Raw genomic sequence first — 17,775 nt, forward strand, 5'->3', positions numbered from 1 at the left:
CTGAGGATTGTGATGAAAAAATTGCTTGCAGGCATGGTTGCTATTTTGTCGGTATCGGCAGTAGAGGCTGCGGATTTTCCTGTCACCATAGAGAGTTGTGGAACACCCGTGACGTTCACGGAACCGCCAAAGCGAGCGATTATTAATGACCTTAATATGTCTGAAATGGCGTTCGCTCTGAATTTACAGGATCGTATCGTCGGTCTGACCGGTATCAGCGGGTGGTACAAAATGACGCCGGAATTTAAAAAAGCAATGGGGTCGATCCCTGAACTGGCACCAAAATATCCCTCTCTGGAAACATTGCTGGCGGTTAATCCAGATTTCTTTTTCGCAGGCTGGAATTATGGCATGAAAGTAGGGGGTGAAGTGACGCCTTCTTCACTCAATAAATATGGCATCAAGACTTTTGTTCTGAGCGAAAGTTGCGTCTTTACTGCCGCGCATAAGCGTAAAGCCAGTATGGATCTACTTTATAATGACGTACTGACGCTGGGGAAGATTTTTGGTAAGCAAGATGACGCTCGGGCGCTGGTTAATCGCTGGAAAAAGACGCTGGAGGCGCTGCCCAAACCGCCGAAAGGAACCCGACCATTAAACGTGTTTGTTTATGATTCGGGAGAGGATAAACCTTTTACCAGCGGGAAATACGCGATGCCTGACGCCATTATTGAAGCGGCTGGTGGTAAAAATGCGATGGAGGCGCTGGATATCAGTTGGGGTACAACTTCCTGGGAAAGTGTGGCTGCCACTGAGCCGGACTTTATCATTCTGCTGGATTATCAAACGGGAAGTGGGGCTGATGAGCTTCGTCACTTCCTGGAAAATCACCCGTTGATGAAACTCACGCCAGCGGTGAAACACCAACGTTATCTGAAGCTGCAATATGCTGAACTGACGCCAGGCCCTGCGAATGTCAAAGCAGTAGAAAAACTGGCTCGGGCCATGTATCAGACGGCTGCACAATGAGTTTCACTTCGTACCGTTACTATTGGGCGATGTGGAGCGCGGTGGTGGTACTGGCAGGATTAATGTTACTCAGTATTGCCAAAGGCGCTGTTTCGTTATCGCTGTTGCAGGTGCTGGGGGCGATAGGGATTGCAGATGTGCCGGTATCGGATATGGTCAGCAGAATTGTGATTGATTTACGCGTGCCGAGGACGCTCCTCTCTGTACTTACAGGGGCAGGACTGGCGATAGTGGGCGCGTTGTTGCAGACCACCACACGTAATGATCTTGCCGATCCATTTTTATTTGGGCTGTCATCGGGTGCATCGGCGGGCGCGGTACTGGTCATTACCCGATTCGGCAATCAGCTTGGCACGCTGACGCTCCCCGTATCGGCATTTGTTGGTGGGATCTGCTCCGCTATGGCGGTGATGTTACTGTTCCACTTCAAAAAGCAACGCGGGGCTGAGCAGTTAATTATCAGTGGGCTTGCTATCTCCTTTCTGTTTGGCGCGTTAACCAGCTATTTCATTTTTTCTGGCGATCAACGTGCCGCCAGTTCCGTGCTGTTCTGGTCACTGGGCGGCCTGGGATTAGCCAGTTGGGGCAATCTGCCTTTCGCCTTACTGAGCCTGATATTACTGAGCGCTTTTATTCTGCTGCGATGGCATGCGCTGGATGGCATGCTGGCCGGTGAGCAGACGGCGTTATCGCTGGGGATTAACGTCAGCCGCCTGCGGATGGAAATTTTCCTGTGCTGCGCGCTGGCGACCTCTTTCTTAGTGGCACTGACGGGAGTGATCGGCTTTGTTGGGCTGATGGTGCCACATCTGTGTCGGTACTTTTCTGGCGTTAAGCATCTGCTGTTGCTGCCTCTTTGTGGTGTCTGGGGGGCTGTGCTGTTGTGCGGCGGCGATATTGTCAGCCGAACGTTGCTGACTTCGCAGGAACTGCCTGTCGGCATTATTACGGCGGGTATTGGCGGTTTGTTTATTATTGTGTTGCTCGCCAGAACGTCGTCAATATGACGGCCAGAAACGGTAAGCGGCTGGAACGTATACCTGATTGTGGTTGTTCGGAGTACAGAAAAGCAAAAAGCCCGCTAAAAAGCGGGCTTTTCTAAATTTGGCTCCTCTGACTGGACTCGAACCAGTGACATACGGATTAACAGTCCGCCGTTCTACCGACTGAACTACAGAGGAATCGTGTGAACGGGGCGCATATTAACGACGCCCACGATCATTGTCAAAGGGTGAAATGCGATTGCGCGTTCGTTTGCTGACAAAATCAACAAAGCGATGATCTTTCATTCGGCCGCTATTTTGCGCCATTCTGGTGCAAACGTACCTCTTATGGGGCAGATCGGAAACTGTTGTTAACATTAAAAACGTTGTCTTGTAATCACATTCTCTTATTTGACAGCAGGTTAGCATAAAAATTAGCGTCGGCCAGAAACTGGCAAGCCTTTTGCAAAATCCTCCATAACATGACAGCCAGTATCATGACTGGTATTCCTGACAGGAGGCAAAATGAACTTCAGACGACTGAAATACTTTGTGAAAATCGTCGACATCGGTAGCCTGACGCAGGCCGCGGAAGTATTACACATTGCGCAACCCGCACTCAGCCAGCAGGTCGCTACGCTGGAAGGGGAACTGGATCAGCAATTATTGATTCGGACAAAGCGCGGCGTGACGCCGACTGAAGCAGGAAAAATCCTGTATACCCATGCGCGAACGATTTTGCGTCAGTGTGAACAGGCACAGCTGGCGGTTAATAACGTCGGGCAAACGCTGAGGGGGCAGGTGTCGATCGGTCTGGCGCCGGGAACGGCTGCCTCGTCGGTGACGATGCCGCTGCTACAGGCCGTGCGGGCGGAATTGCCAGAGGTGTTGGTCTACCTGCATGAAAACAGCGGGGTGGTGCTGAATGATAAATTACTCAGCGGCCAACTTGATATGGCGGTTCTTTACGAGCGTTCTCCGGTGGCCGGTATTACCAGCCAGCCGCTGCTGAAAGAAGATCTTTTTCTGGTGGGAACCCGGGATTGCCCTGGGCCGAGCGTGGATTTAACGGCGGTTGCGGAGATGAACCTTTTCCTTCCTCGCGACTATAGCGCCGTTCGTTCGCGCGTGGATGAAGCCTTTTCCTTACGCCGATTGACCGCAAAAGTGATTGGCGAAATAGAATCCATCGCGACATTAACAGCGGCTATCGCCAGTGGGATGGGGGTGACGGTGTTACCGGAGTCGGCAGCCCGATCGTTAAGCGGTGCGGCAAATGGCTGGATGGCGCGTATCACCACGCCGTCGATGAGTTTACCGCTGTCGCTGAATATGTCGGCGAGGGGGAGCCTGACGCCGCAGGCACAGGCAGTGAAAGAGATCCTGATGTCGCTGGTGAGCCGCCCTATGCTGGAAAACCGTGAACTTCTGCTGGTGAGCTAAGCGTTATTCCATCGCGGTATAAGATGCAGGTTTTTATTATTTGTTATGCCGGGCTTCAGACTTTAACAATAGCGTCATGTCTGATGTCTTCGGAGCGAAGCGTGAATTTCCAGCAACTTAAAATCATCCGCGAGGCGGCTCGTCAGGATTACAACCTGACTGAAGTCGCCAATATGCTTTATACCTCTCAGTCAGGAGTGAGTCGGCATATTCGCGAGCTTGAAGATGAGCTCGGTATTGAAATTTTTATCCGGCGCGGCAAGCGTCTGCTCGGGATGACAGAACCGGGTAAGGCGCTGCTGGTCATCGCCGAGCGCATTCTGAATGAGGCCAGCAATGTTCGCAGACTGGCCGACCTGTTCACCAATGATACATCTGGCGTACTGACCATTGCCACGACGCACACCCAGGCGCGATATAGCTTGCCGGAAGTGATCAAAGCCTTTCGCGAGATTTTCCCGGAAGTTCGACTGGAGCTTATTCAGGGCACGCCGCAGGAGATAGAGGGGCTGTTGCAAAACGGTGGCGCGGATATTGGCATTGCCAGTGAGCGTCTGAGTAATGATCCGTTGCTGGTGGCCTTTCCCTGGTTTCGCTGGCACCACAGTTTATTAGTACCTCGCGATCATCCCCTGGTGCAGACCTCGCCACTGACGCTGGAAGCGATCGCGCACTGGCCGCTAATCACTTATCGTCAGGGCATTACAGGGCGCTCCCGTATTGATGAAGCCTTCTCCCGCAAAGGGTTGTTGCCGGATATTGTTCTGAGCGCTCAGGACTCTGATGTGATCAAAACGTACGTTGCTCTGGGGCTGGGGATTGGATTGGTCGCCGAGCAATCCAGCGGCGAGCAGGAAGAGGGGGCGCTGACGCGTCTTGATACCCGACATTTATTTGATGCCAATACCGTCTGGCTGGGGCTGAAGCGCGGACAGTTACAGCGCAACTACGTCTGGCGGTTTATTGAGTTGTGTAATGCGGGGCTGTCTGTCGAAGATATTAAGCGGCAGGTGATGGAGTCGGATGAGGCGGTCATTGATTATCAGATATAAAGCAAGAAGCCCGCTAAAAAGCGGGCTTCTTTAAATTTGGCTCCTCTGACTGGACTCGAACCAGTGACATACGGATTAACAGTCCGCCGTTCTACCGACTGAACTACAGAGGAATCGTGTGAACGAGGCGAATAATACTGACCGCTCTGTAACGTGTCAACAGTAAAATTCGCACGTCATTTCAATTGGTTAATTAATCTTCAAAACCGCGATTTAATGGACGTGTGATGTCGGTATATTGTCCTCTTCTGGGTTATCACGCAGTCGCAGTAAGGGGTCCTGGCGATAAAACTGACAAAAACGTTGCCACAATGCCGGGAAACGCGGGGCGAACAGTTCCGGGGCGCTGAAGAAGTATTCTGACAGAACCGCAAAGCATTCAGCAGGGTCGGTTGCTGCGTAAGCATCAATGCTGGATGCGGTTTCACCCACAAGATCAATTTCATCCTGAATATTGTTCATGGCCGCGTGGAGATCGTGCTCCCAACTGGCCACTTCGCGCAGAGGAATCAACGGGATGCCGCTGGCCCGGTCGCCATTGCGCATATCAAGTTTATGCGCCACTTCATGGATAATCAGATTGAAGCCGGACGCATCAAAGGAGTCCTGGATATCAAGCCAGTTCAGAATTATTGGGCCTTGCTGCCAGCTTTGCCCGGACTGGACAACGCGCTGGTTATGCACCAGACCAATATCATCTTCCCATTCATCATCCACAACAAAAGGCACAGGGTAGATCAGCACTTCATGGAAGCCATCAAGCCATTCGATGCCCAACTCCAGAACCGGGAGACAAAAAAGCAGCGCAATACGCGCGCTTTTCAACGCATCCAGTTCAAATCCCTGAAGAGCGACCAACCTTTTTTGCTGTAAAAAACGCTCGGCCAGCGCAATTAATCTGGCTTGCTCTTGCGCGGTCAGGTTGACCAGAAGGGGAATTGCCAGGGCGTCATCCCACGGCAAGGCCGCATTCTGGTCTGTTTCGTGTACTTTCCAGGGCCACTTAATCATCGTTTTGCTCGCAAACTCGTCACTTGAACAAAATTGCAGGAACAGGGTCTGTTAAAATGCCAAATTACCTGGCATCATGGCAACCACCAGAACGGAGAGATGCCGGAGCGGCTGAACGGACCGGTCTCGAAAACCGGAGTAGGGGCAACTCTACCGGGGGTTCAAATCCCCCTCTCTCCGCCACTATTCAAGCACTTAGTTCACTCCCTTTCAACGACCCCCGTCACACTTGGTATAGTGTTGGTATATTCACCGGGTATGCTTCTCGCCATCATCCTCCTCCGATTTTTCCAGAACAGGACAATTCAGCGTCGGGGAACACTTGCGCTTTGCGATCGGCAACAAACCTCTGGCTTTCCGTTTTATGACCGGAGAATTACGGCTTCTCTTTGCCGGGTTCGCCGCGAATTTAACCGGTTATCTTATTTGGCAATATTGGTGAAGCACTGACAGGCAGTACAGAGAGAAATTGTAGAAGTTTTAAGATAGCAATATGCCATTGAGTGGATTTTTCTATTTTTCAGGTGAGGATTAATAGGTGTAATCCTGTTAAACGGCCTCAATCAAGATATGAAAAAATGTATATTTGACTCCGAAATAGCATTCTTTGACGCCGACAGCATCAACGAGTTTTTATCAAGTTCGTTTTTGATACCTTAAATATAGCAGCTTCCGGTCAGTCGAAGTTTCTATTAACAGTCGCACAAGTAAGAATCGCATATCGCTTCTGATTTTTGTGTGAACTCACTGTTTGCTCATTGATACTTAATTCACTCTGACAAGGAAATGGCAATGAAAAAGGTTCTTCTCTCTGCTGCAATCGCGACTGCATTTTTTGGCATGGCTGTGGCAAATGCTGCTGATACTAATGTCGGCGGCGGTCAGGTTAATTTCTTCGGTAAAGTTACCGACGTATCTTGTACTGTTTCCGTAAACGGCCAGGGCAGCGATGCTAATGTTTATCTGTCTCCGGTAACGTTAACGGAAGTTAAAGCTGCGACTGCGGATACCTATCTGAAACCAAAATCTTTCACCATCGATGTTTCTAACTGCCAGGCGACGAATGGTGATCCACAAGATGACGTGAGCAAACTGGGTGTGAACTGGACCGGCGGCAACCTGCTGGCGGGCGCTTCCGACAAACAACAGGGCTACCTGGCCAATACGGAAGCGGCTGGCGCGAAGAATATCCAGCTGGTTCTGTCTACCGACAACGCCACCGCGCTGACCAAGAAAATCATCCCAGGTGACGCAGCTCAACCGAAAGCGACTGGCGACGCGACTGCCGTTCAGGATGGCGCGCGTTTCACTTACTATGTTGGTTATGCCACCAGCACGCCTGATAGCGTGACAACCGGTGTGGTCAATAGCTATGCGACTTACGAAATTACCTACCAGTAATATCGGCTGAGAGATAAAACCGCCTCGCGCCGGGGCGGTATAAAACAATAATAAAGCGGCCGCTGCTACCGCTTATTTTTTATTCAGAGGTCAGCATGAAGCTTATTGCCCTTTTTTTCTGTTTCATTTTTAGTTTTGCGGCTAATGCTAATAACATTATTGTTAATGGCACCCGCTTTATTTATCCAGGAAATGAAAAAGAAATAACGGTGCAGCTCTCTAATACCGCAGATCGTCCGGCACTGGCACAAGCCTGGCTGGATAACGGTAATGCCGATGCGACGCCGGATACGATTACTACGCCATTTATTATTACACCACCTATTTCCCGCGTTGACGCTAAAAGCGGTCAGACTCTGCGTATTAAGCTCGGCAGCAATGCAGGGCTCGCTAAAGATAAAGAGACATTATGGTGGCTGAACCTTCTGGAAATTCCGCCTGTAGAGGCTAACCAGAAAAATGAAGGGCAGAATATTCTGCAACTGGCGATTCGTTCTCGCTTTAAGTTTATCTATCGTCCGAATGGATTAGGCAACCGTGATGCGGCGGCGGAAAAGTTGGTGCTTTCCGCCAACGGCAGCAGCCTGTCCGTCAACAATCCCACGCCTTTTTATATCACCGTAAGCCGTATCTCTCGTGACGGCGGCAAAGCGCTGAACAGCAAAACGGTGATGTTTGCCCCACAGTCCAGTCAGACTATCGCGCTTTCCTCGACAGTGAACAAAGGCGAGACCCTGACTGTTAACAACATTAATGACTATGGCGCAGATGTCGCAGTGAAAGTTGCCGTTAAATAAGGGAAACGATCATGAAGCAGAGGTCAATCCGCCCGGAAAGATTAAGTACGGCAATTGCGATTGCACTGTACTGCTTTCCGCCATTTTCAAGCGGCCAGGAAAACCCAGGAACGGTTTATCAGTTTAACGATGGCTTTATTGTCGGCAGTCGCGAAAAGGTCGATCTGTCGCGCTTTTCCACGAGCGCTATCTCCGAGGGTGTTTACTCACTTGATGTGTATACCAATGGTGAGTGGAAAGGCCGCTACGACCTGAATATCACCCGTGGAAAAGACGGCAAAATGGGCGTCTGCTACACCAAAGCGATGCTGATGCAATACGGTATCTCGCCAGAAAAATTTAACCCACAGCTTAGCGCGAAAGAGGGCTATTGCGGACGACTGCAAGAGTGGCGTAACGAAGAAAATGTCAGCGACAACCTGATTCAGTCCTCTCTGAGGCTGGATATTTCCGTACCGCAAATCTACGAAGATCAGCGCCTTAAGAATTTTGTCAGCCCGGAGTTCTGGGATAAAGGCGTTGCGGCGCTGAATTTAGGCTGGATGGCTAACGCCTGGAACAGCCACACGTCATCGGCCAACGGGTCAGATAACAGCAGCGCCTATCTTGGCGTTAACGCAGGTCTTTCCTGGGACGGCTGGCTGCTCAAACACATTGGTAACCTGAACTGGCAACAGCAGCAGGGGAAGGCGCACTGGAACAGTAACCAGACCTACCTGCAACGTCCGATTCCGCAAATTAACTCGATTGTCAGCGGTGGGCAGATTTTTACCAACGGTGAGTTTTTCGACACTATCGGCCTGCGAGGGGTAAATCTGGCGACCGATGACAATATGTTCCCGGACGGTATGCGTTCCTATGCCCCGGAAATTCGCGGCGTGGCGCAAAGTAACGCGCTGGTGACGGTACGTCAGGGCAACAATATTATCTATCAGACCACCGTGCCGCCGGGGCCGTTTACGTTGCAGGATGTTTACCCCTCCGGCTATGGCAGCGACCTTGAGGTTTCAGTAAAAGAAGCCGATGGCTCGGTACAGGTGTTCAGCGTGCCTTATGCCTCGGTAGCGCAATTACTGCGTCCGGGGATGACCCGCTATGCGCTCTCTGCCGGTAAGGTTGATGATAGTTCGCTGCGCAATAAGCCGATGCTCTACCAGGCGACCTGGCAACAGGGCTTAAATAACCTGTTCACCGGCTATGCTGGCGTGACCGGTTTTGATGACTATCAGGCATTCCTGCTGGGAACCGGGATGAATACCGGCGTCGGCGCCTTGTCATTCGATGTCACCCATTCGCGGTTGAAGAGCGATACCCTTGACGAGCATGGTCAGAGCTACCGCGCCACCTTTAACCGCATGTTCACCGAAACGCAGACCAGTATTGTCCTGGCGGCGTATCGTTACTCCACCAAAGGCTACTACAACCTGAACGACGCGCTGTACGCCGTCGATCAGGAAAAGAACCACAACAGCAACTACACCGTGTGGCGACAGAAAAACAGCATGACCTTTACCGTAAACCAGAACCTGCCGGACGGCTGGGGCGGTTTCTACTTAAGCGGTCGGGTGTCGGATTACTGGAACCGTTCAGGCACGGAGAAGCAGTATCAGCTCAGCTATAACAATATGTTCGGTCGTCTCTCATGGTCGGTCAGCGCCCAGCGCGTCTATACGCCGGACAGCTCCGGTCATCGTCGCGACGATCGCGTTTCGCTCAACTTTAGCTACCCGCTGTGGTTCGGCGAGAATCGCACTGCGAATCTGACGTCAAATACCTCGTTCAACAACTCGCACTTCGCCAGCTCGCAAATTGGCGTCAATGGCTCGCTGGACAGTGAAAACAACCTCAACTACGGCGTATCGACCACCACCGCGACCGGAGGCCAGCACGATGTGGCGCTGAACGGCAGCTATCGTACCCCGTGGACTACGCTGAACGGCAGTTATAGCCAGGGTGAAGGGTATCGTCAGAGCGGCGTTGGCGCCAGCGGGACGCTGATTGCCCATCAGCACGGCGTGGTGTTCTCGCCGGAAAGCGGCACCACGATGGCGCTGATCGAAGCGAAAGATGCCGCAGGCGCCATGTTGCCAGGTTCGCCGGGGACCCGCATTGACAGCAACGGCTACGCCATTCTGCCGTATCTGCGGCCTTACCGGATTAACGCCGTGGAAATTGACCCGAAAGGCAGTAATGACGATATCGCTTTCGATCGTACCGTGGCGCAGGTTGTGCCGTGGGAGGGGAGCGTAGTTAAAGTTGCTTTCAATACCACGGTGCAAAACAACATCACGGTGCAGGCGCGCCAGGCGAATGGCCTGCCGTTACCGTTCGCCGCCACGATTTTTGACCCGAGCGGAAAAGAGATCGGTGTTGTGGGGCAGGGCAGCATGATGTTTATCAGCGACGCCAGCGCGTCAAAGGCCACGGTTAAGTGGAATGGCGGGCAATGTACGGTGGATCTGAGTCAGGCAAAAACAAAGGAAACGCTATGTCGCTGAGTAAAAGACTGACGCTTTTTATTGGATTAATGGCGCTGGGGACAACGTCGGCATGGGCTTTCTGCTCGCGCCTTTCACAGCCGACGGTGACATTAGACATGGCCATCGGGCGAGTGGTTGTTCCGCCGGATCTACCGGTGGGCTCAGTGATTGTGTCCCGTGACTGGACAATGTCGGCGTCGGGTGGCGCAAGCTATAGCTGTTCAGCCGGTACTAACCGTTTTGCGGCGAAAATTGTCGTGCCCGGAGCCACCGACCTGGGGAATAAAATTTATTCGACAAACGTAGACGGCATCGGCTTGCGTTTTAGTCGCGGTGGCGCAACGGTCAATATTGTCTACCCGGATGTCTACTCCTCCTATGTCAACAGGCAGACCAGTTATTCACTGGAAGGCTCCCGCTTTACGCTGGAAGTGATTAAAACTGCGAACGTGACCGGCAGTGGCACCCTGGCGGCGGGGAAATATACCTCTTATGACTGGGAAAACGGCAGTAACCCGATCCTTGAAACGTTCCTCAGCGCCAATGCCATCACCGTCGTCTCGCCCTCCTGTACCGTGTTAAGCGGTAAGAATATGAACGTTGATATCGGTACGATTAAGCGCAGCGATCTGAATGGCGTTGGCACCACGGCGGGAGGCAAAGATTTTAATATCCAGTTGCAGTGCAGCGGCGGCGTAAGTGAATCCGGTTTCGCCAATATCCATACGACTTTTTCCGGCAACCTGGCGACAAACACCACTGCCGCTCAGGGCGTGCTCATCAACGAAAAAAGCGGAAACGCTGCGGCGAAAGGGATTGGCGTCCAGGTACTGAAAGATGGCACCCCGCTGGAATTTAGCAAGAAATATAATATCGGCACCTTGCAGACCCAGGAAACCCGTTACATTACATTGCCTTATCGTGCACGCTTCTATCAATACGCATCGACCACAAGTACCGGTGAGGTGGAGTCGCACATGATCTTTAACCTGACGTACGATTAATTCGGGAGGTGGGTATGCGTGATTCAGCACAGTATAAAAATATCAGACGACTCACTCAGTTGACCCTGATAAGCGGAATGCTTGTCGCCTCTTCAGCGTGGGGATTTGAAACCAATTACGATAGCGGACGGGTGGACTTCGCAGGGCGAGTGACGGATATCTCCTGTAGCGTGGCGCTCAACGGGGGCAACAATGCGGGCAGCGGTAGCGTCTGGCTGGCTCCGGTAAGCCTGGCGGAAGTACATGCCCGTGGCGCGGGCGCATTTATGAAACCGCAATCCTTCACCCTGGAATTGTCGAACTGTCAGTTACGTCATGATGGTGGCGCTGCGAATAACGATGAGATCAGCACGGTAAGTGTGCGCTGGATTGATGGATTCACGGTCAATACCGTCGGCAACGAAAATGCCGGTTATCTGGCGAATACACGAGCGGATGGGGCCAGCCATATTTTTCTGGCGCTGTCGACCAACGACAATAATACGCTGGATAAAAGCAATAAAATTGTTCCGGCTGACCCGCAGCAAAACCGGGTGCCTTTGGTGGAAAAAGCGGTAAGCGGCGGTGTGTTTACTTATTACATCGGTTACGTTACGCCAGCGCCGGAGAAAGCGACCAGTGGCCCGTTGACCAGTTGGGCAACCTGGGAGTTAGTGTATAACTGATTTCTTGCGTGTGAAGGTTGGTTTTGATGCCGGAGTCTTCCGGCATTTTTTTCTCTTTTTTAAACCGTAACCTCTTCTTTGACCAGTTGTTCAATACTGACTTCTTTCCAGTAATGCCCCTGAATGGCAAACCACTCCATACCCTGCAACCATTTCTTATGCGCTTCGCTTTCGACGCCTTCAATAATCACATTATGTTGGTTACGGGAAAGGAAAGTGACCAGCGCATCCATTAATGGCCGACCAGACTCTTTCTGCATTAAATGCCAGAAGAAGTTTCTGTCGATTTTGACATAGTCAAAATGATAGCCACGAATCGCGTTAATTCCCGCGTAGCCAGCGCCAAAGTCATCGAGCCAGAGTAAGGAGCTGTGGGAATCACACCAGGCGGCGAGAGAGTTATTCAACAGTTCGTTAGAGTTTTCCGTGAGTTCAAAGTGAACGCAGCCCAGTGCTTTGACTTTCGCTTTCACTTCTGGCCGTAGCAGGACGCTGAGTATATGGTCGTCAACGTTAATCGTGGCAGAAACATTGTTTTTTATAAACCACGCTTTATGTTTTTCTATTAACGCCAGTTGTTCCATAAAGATACTTTCCCGTAAGTCCGCATTGGCATAACGAAATAACTCTTCTGGAGAAACAGGGATATGGTCAAAGCGGCTCAGGCACTCAACGGCGACAAGCGCCCCGAGAGGTGAAAACATTTTTTGGAAGACATATCGAACGGATATATCGCTACGTGACAAATTATGATTGAAAAACATAAGTGCGTCCATTATATCTCGTCAGAAATCAGGTCAACGGTGGGAGGAGGTGGTATTAATATAAGTGATATTTTTGTCGGTGAAAATGATTGACAGGGGGTTGGTTAACAATTAATTATTGGTTTTTGATTGGTCATCTGCACATTTAATATGTTTAGCATCGAAACATATTGACGATTCTTTTGTTCATCATTTGCGAGTTATTCATGCCTAACTTTCTCATAATACTCGCTCTGTGAGTGTGGGCTGTTTTATAGTCAATGTTGAGAAGCTCTGCTATATGTTTATTGTTATGGCTGGCAATCATTAGCGCCAGCACCTGCTGCTCCCTGGTAGTGAGTTTTCGCCGGGTGTATAAGCGCTGATATTCGCGGGCCGTTAAAGGATGTTTGAAGATGGCCGAGAGATCGGAGCAAGACGCGTTTTCCGTCAGAATCAATACATTTTCAAGATCGAGAAGTTCACGGCATAAGCTGGCGAGGTCGCTTTTTACAATCAGAACGAGCAGCGTGCAGTGCGTGAGATACATTCGTAATCTATTGAGCAAGGCGACCGTTCTGGCCGCAGAGATATCCTTATGAATAACATTGATAATAATCGTACCCGACTGAGGGGCACAGGTTCTCCCGGCGATCTCCTGATAGCCCAGCGTGGTAATATTTATCTCATTGTCTACCATGTAATGCAGGATTGATTGCCCAATGAGATTATCATCCGTGTAAAATAATAAATTACTCAATGTTTTCCCAGTCCGTTAAACTAAAAAAATCTTATTTTTAATTTTATTGTCAATAATTAACTTAACGATAACATTCTCTATGTAATGTTTATAATCGTCACTTTTATGCTGAAACATACAAGAGATGCGGAAATCTGCTTCTTCATACGATTTTTCGCTATGGAGTTCTGTTACGCTGATAATTTTTAAGTTAGTCATTACGCTGCCATATTCACCAAAGCTCATCTTAACATTTTCTAACACATTATCTTTACGCATAAATTTAAGTTGAGATTGGGTGGATATGAAAGAACACCCGCCGTCAGAGACATCATTTAACGTATGTTTAAAAGTAACGCCATTTTTATAACGACCAGAACAACAGAATTGATAACTCTCTCTTGTCTTAAGTCGGGGGGACGATCGCCGTTGCAGTATGTTTATGCTCTCAGGAATGGCAAAGCGGAAAATATTATCCGGGCTATTGTGCTCAGTATTTATCTGCGCGGTGGCAAACTCAATCCTGCCAAGTTTACTGTGGATCTGAAAACAGACATCACCGTTTTCAGATAACGAAGGCTGAAAAGAGGGAGGGAGATCGATATAAAAAGATGAACTGTCAACTTTTCGTAAATCTGATTGCCAGCTCAGATCGTTAAAACTAAAATCCAGTTTAGACTTAACCCTGAACTCTTCTCTCAGGATAGCAATAATTTCATATCTGGATTTTTTCGAAACTCCTTCTGACATACCATCTCTCTAAAATACAATGTCCTTTCAGATTATTATCCCATGTTGCGATCGCCTGTTTATTAAAAATAAAAGGATACGGCCTATTGTTGAATTTTCAAAAATAGTTCAATGCTATTGATTGCGTATTGACATTCGGTGAATTTGCCCGGCATGTGCCGGGCAAGGAGGGCGGTTTAGAACAGAACTGAGTAGTTCAGACCAAAGGTGCGGCCGCGGCCTTTGTAATCATACAGGGAAGCGGGGCCGTAACCTGGGCTGTAGTACAGCGGCGCGCGCTGCCCCCAGACGGTGGTGTAGTCACGGTCGAAGAGGTTCTCAACGCTGAAGCTGAGTTTACCCACCGGAAGCTGATAGCTGCCGAGCAAATCGACGGTGGTATAGCCATCAATGCTGTAGCCTTCTGCATCGCTCACATCGAAGGAGGTGGTGCTCTGTACGCGCAGGCTCCACGGGTCCGGCGCCCAGCCGATGTAGGCTGTCGCTTTCGATGGGCTTGCCACCTTCACGTCATATTTCTGCCAGCTACCGTTCACTTTCGACTCGGTTTTCAGCACGTTGAAGTTCGCACCGGTACTCCAGTCGGTATCTGGAATCAGGTAGTCCACCGCGCCTTCCACGCCGTAAATGCGGCGTTTGTCGTCCACCACGCTGATGGTCAGATCTTTATTCGCCACCACGCTCTTATCGGAAATCGAGTAGTAGGCCGCGATTTGGGTGCGCAGGTTGTCGCCGGTAAAGCGCCAGCCCAGCTCATAAGAATCGACCTTCACGCCTTCCAGCTTGCTGTCGCCGACGTTCACGCTGTTGGTCAGAGGAAGGTGACCGTTCACCGCTGCGCCATAGGTGCCGCGACCGTAGTATTTACCCGGGTCCGGCAGCTCCACGCCCTGGGAGAAGTTGAGCCATGCCTGCTGGCGTTCGGTGATGTGCATCAGCAGACCGGCGTTGAACAGGAAGTTGTCGTAATCGACCGAGCCGCCTGGAATGGCGTCGGCGGATGTCGCCTTCCCGGCGGCAATCTGCTGTTGCTGCGCGTAGCCGATGAAATCATCAATCTTGTTCTCAGTGTACTGATAGCGTACGCCGCCGCTGAGGGTAAAGATATCATTGATGTCATAGCTCGATTGCAGGAAGGCCGCCAGGTTGGTGATGTCATACGACGGATAACGCCCGGTGGTGTAAATCTTCTGGTTGTTCAGCCCCCCGGAAGCGCTTGCCTGAGCCAGATCGAAGAACATCTGGTTGGAGGTAAAGCGCTCGTGGTCGGCATCCAGCCCGTAGGTGATTTGCCAGCCGTCCAGCGGTTTGCTGTTCAGGGTCAGTTTCATGCCGTACTGGTCGGTGTCCTGCTGTGACGAGGAGAAAGCCGTCGCCTGTTTGTTCGCATTTACGGTCGGGAACGGGTAGAACAGCAGCGACTCATCGCGGTAGTAAACCTGACCGACCAGCTCCTGACCAAAGAAATCGCTGTTGGAGTACTGTAGGCTGATCAGATGACGCTCGGTGCCGGGAATACGGTCGGAATTCAGCCCCTTACTGACGTATGGCGTGCTGGCCCCGCTAATGGCGGAGAAATCTTTCCCAAGATTCAGCCCGTAATCGTCGTCGCCCTGGCTTTTATAGTACTGCGTGATCAGCTGAAGCTGCTGGGTTTCATCGATGTTCAGCGTACCGGTGCCCATGATGTCCAGGCGATCGGAATACTGTAGGCCGGTCTGGGTGTTATCGAGCAGGGTGGCATCGCCGTTACCGTCAAACCAGCCGCCAAACTTCTGGTACGCCACTGAAACACGCCCGGAGATATGGTCATTGCCGCCGGAGATGGCGCTGGCAATGCGCTCATCGTGATCTTTACTGCTGTTAAAGCCGCTTTTGGTGCCAGCCTCAAACTCCATCTGGGTTTCCGGCTGGCCTTTTTTGGTCACGATGTTGATCAGACCACCGGTACTGCCGCCGCCGTACAGGGCCGTCGCGCCGGAGATCACTTCAATATGGTCGATATTGAAAGGATCGATAGAGTCCAGCTGTCGGCTGTCGGTGCGTGAAGAGTTGAGACGCACGCCGTCAACCAGCACGACCAGCGGGCGGCCACGCACGTTCATACCGTAGTTGGTGCGGCTCTGGCTGCTGACGTCAAGGCCAGGGATCAGCTGAGCCAGCGCGTCTTTCAGCTCTTTGCCGCCCTGAATCTGCTGTTCCAGTTCGGCGTTTTCGATAACCCAGGTGGTTTGCGCCATCTCCGCTACGGTGCGATTGCTGCGGTTGGCAGACACCACGAGCGTTTCATCATCGGTTTGTTGAGCGACTGCTGGCGCCATCATGGCGAGAAGCAGTGGGTTGAGAGCCCAAAGCGTATACTTTTTGCTTATCATCATTATTCCTTCACACGGGCGGAAAAAATCAGCCCAAAGATGCTGTGTAGCGAGTTAAAGAAGCAGCCTCCGGCTGCGGTTTTTCCCGGCTGCCGCTGCGCCATTGAATCAGGGCGGGCGGCATACTGAGATCGAATAAATCACGCCCCAGCGCGCGATTAAGAATACGGGCGGAGCGCCAGGCCATCAGGCTGAGCTGTGGTTCGGCGATGCCGTGGGTTTGCATACTGGCGTTGACCGCGAAGATGTTGTTCTCTTTCGGGCCGTTCCACTCCAGGGTGAAGTCGTCGCGTACTTTGAAATTGCACTCATCGCGCATGGCGATTCGCGACATCAGCGGTGAAAGTATCTGCGGCAGCGCGGGACGGTAGCCGGTGGCGAAAATCACCACGTCGCTTTCCAGAGTGTCATAGCCGTTATCCAGATGATGCTCCAGCAGCAGTTGCCAGCTCTGGCCGCGACTTTCCAGCCCGGTGACCGAGCGGCTTGGCAGCAGACGGGCGTTACGCGGTTGCCTCAGTACCTCGAAGCGGTGATACAACTCGCGATAAATGGTCAGTAGCGAGTCGGCCGTGATGCCGTCGGAGGTCATTTTCTGCTCGTCGAGCATCTTCTGGCGCGCGCTTTCATTCAGACCGACGAAGCCTGAAACGTACTCAGGCGTGAAGTATTCGTTGGCGAACGCCGCCTCATCCAGCGCGTTAAAGTTATTGCGGCGCGAGACCCAACTGATCTCTGCAACGTCGCCCCATTCTCCGCGCAGCGCATTGAGGAACAGGTCGGCGCCGCTTTGCCCGCCGCCAACCACGGTGACTCGCTTGCCGCCGAGGTCTGGCTGGCGCAGGCTCATTTCACTGGCGTGGAAGCAGGTTTGCGTCGCCGTTTTTACGCAAGGCGGCAGGTGCGGTTGCTTGCCAATGCCAAGGCAGATATTGCGGGCAACGCTTTCGCCCTGGCTGGTCTGCACCACAAACCGCTGGCGTCTCTCGTCGAAATCAATACTCTCAACGGTATGATTGAAATGCAGATTGTTCATCCCTTCGGCGGCCCAGCGCAGGTAGTCGGAAAACTCATCGCGGGACACGGTACGCAGTTCGGTGGTCAGGAAGCGGTAGAATTTTTTGCGCTTCACCAGATAGTTAACAAAGCTGTACGGGCTTGTGGGAGCCACAGCGCTAACCAGATCTTTCAGGAACATGGTCTGCATATGGCAGTCCGGCACCAGCATGCCGGGATGCCAGGCAAAATGCGGGCGGCCGTCAAAGAAGCGGCTGCTTAATCCTTCGGCCTGATGAGACAGCGCCGCGATGCTCAGGTTGAACGGGCCGATGCCTACGCCAATAAAATCTACAGTGTTTGTCAT

At 51.6% G+C, this 17,775-nt stretch carries 15 protein-coding genes and 3 tRNA genes; 10 read left to right on the forward strand and 8 right to left on the reverse strand.

Translation table 11 applies throughout. The annotated features are described in order from the left end of the window. Nucleotides 1–12: 12 nt before the first annotated feature. Together OGX80_RS19350 and OGX80_RS19355 are read left to right on the forward strand one after the other, a co-directional pair. Nucleotides 13–969 (forward strand): ABC transporter substrate-binding protein, encoded by a 957-nt coding sequence (locus tag OGX80_RS19350; RefSeq protein WP_115181506.1) that lies wholly within the window; start codon nt 13–15, stop codon nt 967–969. Further along, nucleotides 966–1,976: a FecCD family ABC transporter permease gene (locus tag OGX80_RS19355; RefSeq protein ID WP_115181507.1), complete on the forward strand. Its 1,011-nt coding sequence runs from the start codon at nt 966–968 to the stop codon at nt 1,974–1,976. The genes OGX80_RS19350 and OGX80_RS19355 overlap by 4 nt, the downstream gene beginning before the upstream one ends. 98 nt (nt 1,977–2,074) lie before the next feature. Here OGX80_RS19355 and OGX80_RS19360 read toward each other — a convergent pair. After that, nucleotides 2,075–2,150, reverse strand: a tRNA-Asn gene (locus OGX80_RS19360). Between the two features lie 327 nt (nt 2,151–2,477). Between OGX80_RS19360 and nac the strand changes: the two genes are divergently transcribed. Continuing rightward, the gene (gene nac / locus OGX80_RS19365; RefSeq protein ID WP_047462844.1) at nt 2,478–3,395 is read left to right on the forward strand and encodes a nitrogen assimilation transcriptional regulator NAC; all 918 of its coding nucleotides are present in this window, start codon (nt 2,478–2,480) and stop codon (nt 3,393–3,395) included. Between the two features lie 101 nt (nt 3,396–3,496). After that, nucleotides 3,497–4,447, forward strand: a complete 951-nt coding sequence (cbl, locus tag OGX80_RS19370) for an HTH-type transcriptional regulator Cbl (protein ID WP_024130225.1) — start codon at nt 3,497–3,499, stop codon at nt 4,445–4,447. A 37-nt stretch (nt 4,448–4,484) separates the two neighbouring features. Here cbl and OGX80_RS19375 read toward each other — a convergent pair. Beyond that, nucleotides 4,485–4,560, reverse strand: a tRNA-Asn gene (locus tag OGX80_RS19375). A gap of 100 nt (nt 4,561–4,660) precedes the next feature. Continuing rightward, the gene (gene mtfA, locus OGX80_RS19380) at nt 4,661–5,458 is read right to left on the reverse strand and encodes a DgsA anti-repressor MtfA (RefSeq protein WP_012131863.1); all 798 of its coding nucleotides are present in this window, start codon (nt 5,456–5,458) and stop codon (nt 4,661–4,663) included. Between the two features lie 93 nt (nt 5,459–5,551). Here mtfA and OGX80_RS19385 point away from each other — a divergent pair. The 6 genes from OGX80_RS19385 to OGX80_RS19410 all read left to right on the forward strand — a co-directional run bounded on the left by OGX80_RS19385 (nt 5,552) and on the right by OGX80_RS19410 (nt 11,805). Continuing rightward, nucleotides 5,552–5,641 (forward strand) — tRNA-Ser (locus tag OGX80_RS19385). 609 nt (nt 5,642–6,250) lie between these two features. Beyond that, the gene (locus OGX80_RS19390; RefSeq protein WP_115181508.1) at nt 6,251–6,859 is read left to right on the forward strand and encodes a fimbrial protein; all 609 of its coding nucleotides are present in this window, start codon (nt 6,251–6,253) and stop codon (nt 6,857–6,859) included. Between the two features lie 95 nt (nt 6,860–6,954). Continuing rightward, nucleotides 6,955–7,656, forward strand: coding sequence for a fimbrial biogenesis chaperone (locus tag OGX80_RS19395; RefSeq protein WP_012131866.1), 702 nt, complete (start codon nt 6,955–6,957; stop codon nt 7,654–7,656). Between the two features lie 11 nt (nt 7,657–7,667). Continuing rightward, nucleotides 7,668–10,154 (forward strand): fimbria/pilus outer membrane usher protein, encoded by a 2,487-nt coding sequence (locus OGX80_RS19400; RefSeq protein WP_115181509.1) that lies wholly within the window; start codon nt 7,668–7,670, stop codon nt 10,152–10,154. Further along, nucleotides 10,145–11,140: a fimbrial protein gene (locus OGX80_RS19405; RefSeq protein WP_115181510.1), complete on the forward strand. Its 996-nt coding sequence runs from the start codon at nt 10,145–10,147 to the stop codon at nt 11,138–11,140. Before OGX80_RS19400 ends, OGX80_RS19405 begins: the two co-directional genes overlap by 10 nt. 14 nt (nt 11,141–11,154) lie before the next feature. After that, on the forward strand, nt 11,155–11,805 hold the full coding sequence (locus OGX80_RS19410; RefSeq protein WP_052194470.1) for a fimbrial protein: 651 nt from the start codon (nt 11,155–11,157) through the stop codon (nt 11,803–11,805). A 59-nt stretch (nt 11,806–11,864) separates the two neighbouring features. Here OGX80_RS19410 and mrkJ read toward each other — a convergent pair whose 3' ends face one another. From mrkJ to iucD, 5 genes are all read right to left on the reverse strand, one after another. Then, on the reverse strand, nt 11,865–12,581 hold the full coding sequence (gene mrkJ / locus OGX80_RS19415; RefSeq protein ID WP_115181511.1) for a cyclic-di-GMP phosphodiesterase MrkJ: 717 nt from the start codon (nt 12,579–12,581) through the stop codon (nt 11,865–11,867). Nucleotides 12,582–12,723: 142 nt separating this feature from the next. Continuing rightward, nucleotides 12,724–13,308, reverse strand: a complete 585-nt coding sequence (locus OGX80_RS19420; RefSeq protein ID WP_423250584.1) for a helix-turn-helix domain-containing protein — start codon at nt 13,306–13,308, stop codon at nt 12,724–12,726. A 15-nt stretch (nt 13,309–13,323) separates the two neighbouring features. Beyond that, on the reverse strand, nt 13,324–14,037 hold the full coding sequence (locus OGX80_RS19425; protein ID WP_047462864.1) for a flagellar brake protein: 714 nt from the start codon (nt 14,035–14,037) through the stop codon (nt 13,324–13,326). A gap of 176 nt (nt 14,038–14,213) precedes the next feature. After that, entirely contained in the window at nt 14,214–16,415 is a 2,202-nt protein-coding gene (gene iutA, locus OGX80_RS19430) for a ferric aerobactin receptor IutA (protein WP_012131873.1), read from the reverse strand. A gap of 25 nt (nt 16,416–16,440) precedes the next feature. Continuing rightward, entirely contained in the window at nt 16,441–17,775 is a 1,335-nt protein-coding gene (gene iucD / locus OGX80_RS19435; RefSeq protein WP_012131874.1) for an NADPH-dependent L-lysine N(6)-monooxygenase, read from the reverse strand.

Origin of the sequence: Citrobacter sp. CK194, from assembly GCF_030333395.1 — a bacterium.
Lineage (GTDB): Bacteria > Pseudomonadota > Gammaproteobacteria > Enterobacterales > Enterobacteriaceae > Citrobacter_B > Citrobacter_B koseri.

Excerpts from the sequence above, each read along its gene's own strand:
- mtfA (WP_012131863.1), bottom strand. The coding sequence starts at position 5,458 with ATGATTAAGTGGCCCTGGAAAGTACACGAAACAGACCAGAATGCGGCC.
- OGX80_RS19400 (WP_115181509.1), top strand. The coding sequence starts at position 7,668 with ATGAAGCAGAGGTCAATCCGCCCGGAAAGATTAAGTACGGCAATTGCG.
- mrkJ (WP_115181511.1), bottom strand. The coding sequence starts at position 12,581 with ATGGACGCACTTATGTTTTTCAATCATAATTTGTCACGTAGCGATATA.
- OGX80_RS19350 (WP_115181506.1), top strand. The coding sequence starts at position 13 with ATGAAAAAATTGCTTGCAGGCATGGTTGCTATTTTGTCGGTATCGGCA.
- iucD (WP_012131874.1), bottom strand. The coding sequence starts at position 17,775 with ATGACAAACACTGTAGATTTTATTGGCGTAGGCATCGGCCCGTTCAAC.
- OGX80_RS19405 (WP_115181510.1), top strand. The coding sequence starts at position 10,145 with ATGTCGCTGAGTAAAAGACTGACGCTTTTTATTGGATTAATGGCGCTG.
- nac (WP_047462844.1), top strand. The coding sequence starts at position 2,478 with ATGAACTTCAGACGACTGAAATACTTTGTGAAAATCGTCGACATCGGT.
- OGX80_RS19355 (WP_115181507.1), top strand. The coding sequence starts at position 966 with ATGAGTTTCACTTCGTACCGTTACTATTGGGCGATGTGGAGCGCGGTG.
- OGX80_RS19395 (WP_012131866.1), top strand. The coding sequence starts at position 6,955 with ATGAAGCTTATTGCCCTTTTTTTCTGTTTCATTTTTAGTTTTGCGGCT.
- OGX80_RS19390 (WP_115181508.1), top strand. The coding sequence starts at position 6,251 with ATGAAAAAGGTTCTTCTCTCTGCTGCAATCGCGACTGCATTTTTTGGC.
- OGX80_RS19425 (WP_047462864.1), bottom strand. The coding sequence starts at position 14,037 with ATGTCAGAAGGAGTTTCGAAAAAATCCAGATATGAAATTATTGCTATC.
- OGX80_RS19410 (WP_052194470.1), top strand. The coding sequence starts at position 11,155 with ATGCGTGATTCAGCACAGTATAAAAATATCAGACGACTCACTCAGTTG.
- iutA (WP_012131873.1), bottom strand. The coding sequence starts at position 16,415 with ATGATGATAAGCAAAAAGTATACGCTTTGGGCTCTCAACCCACTGCTT.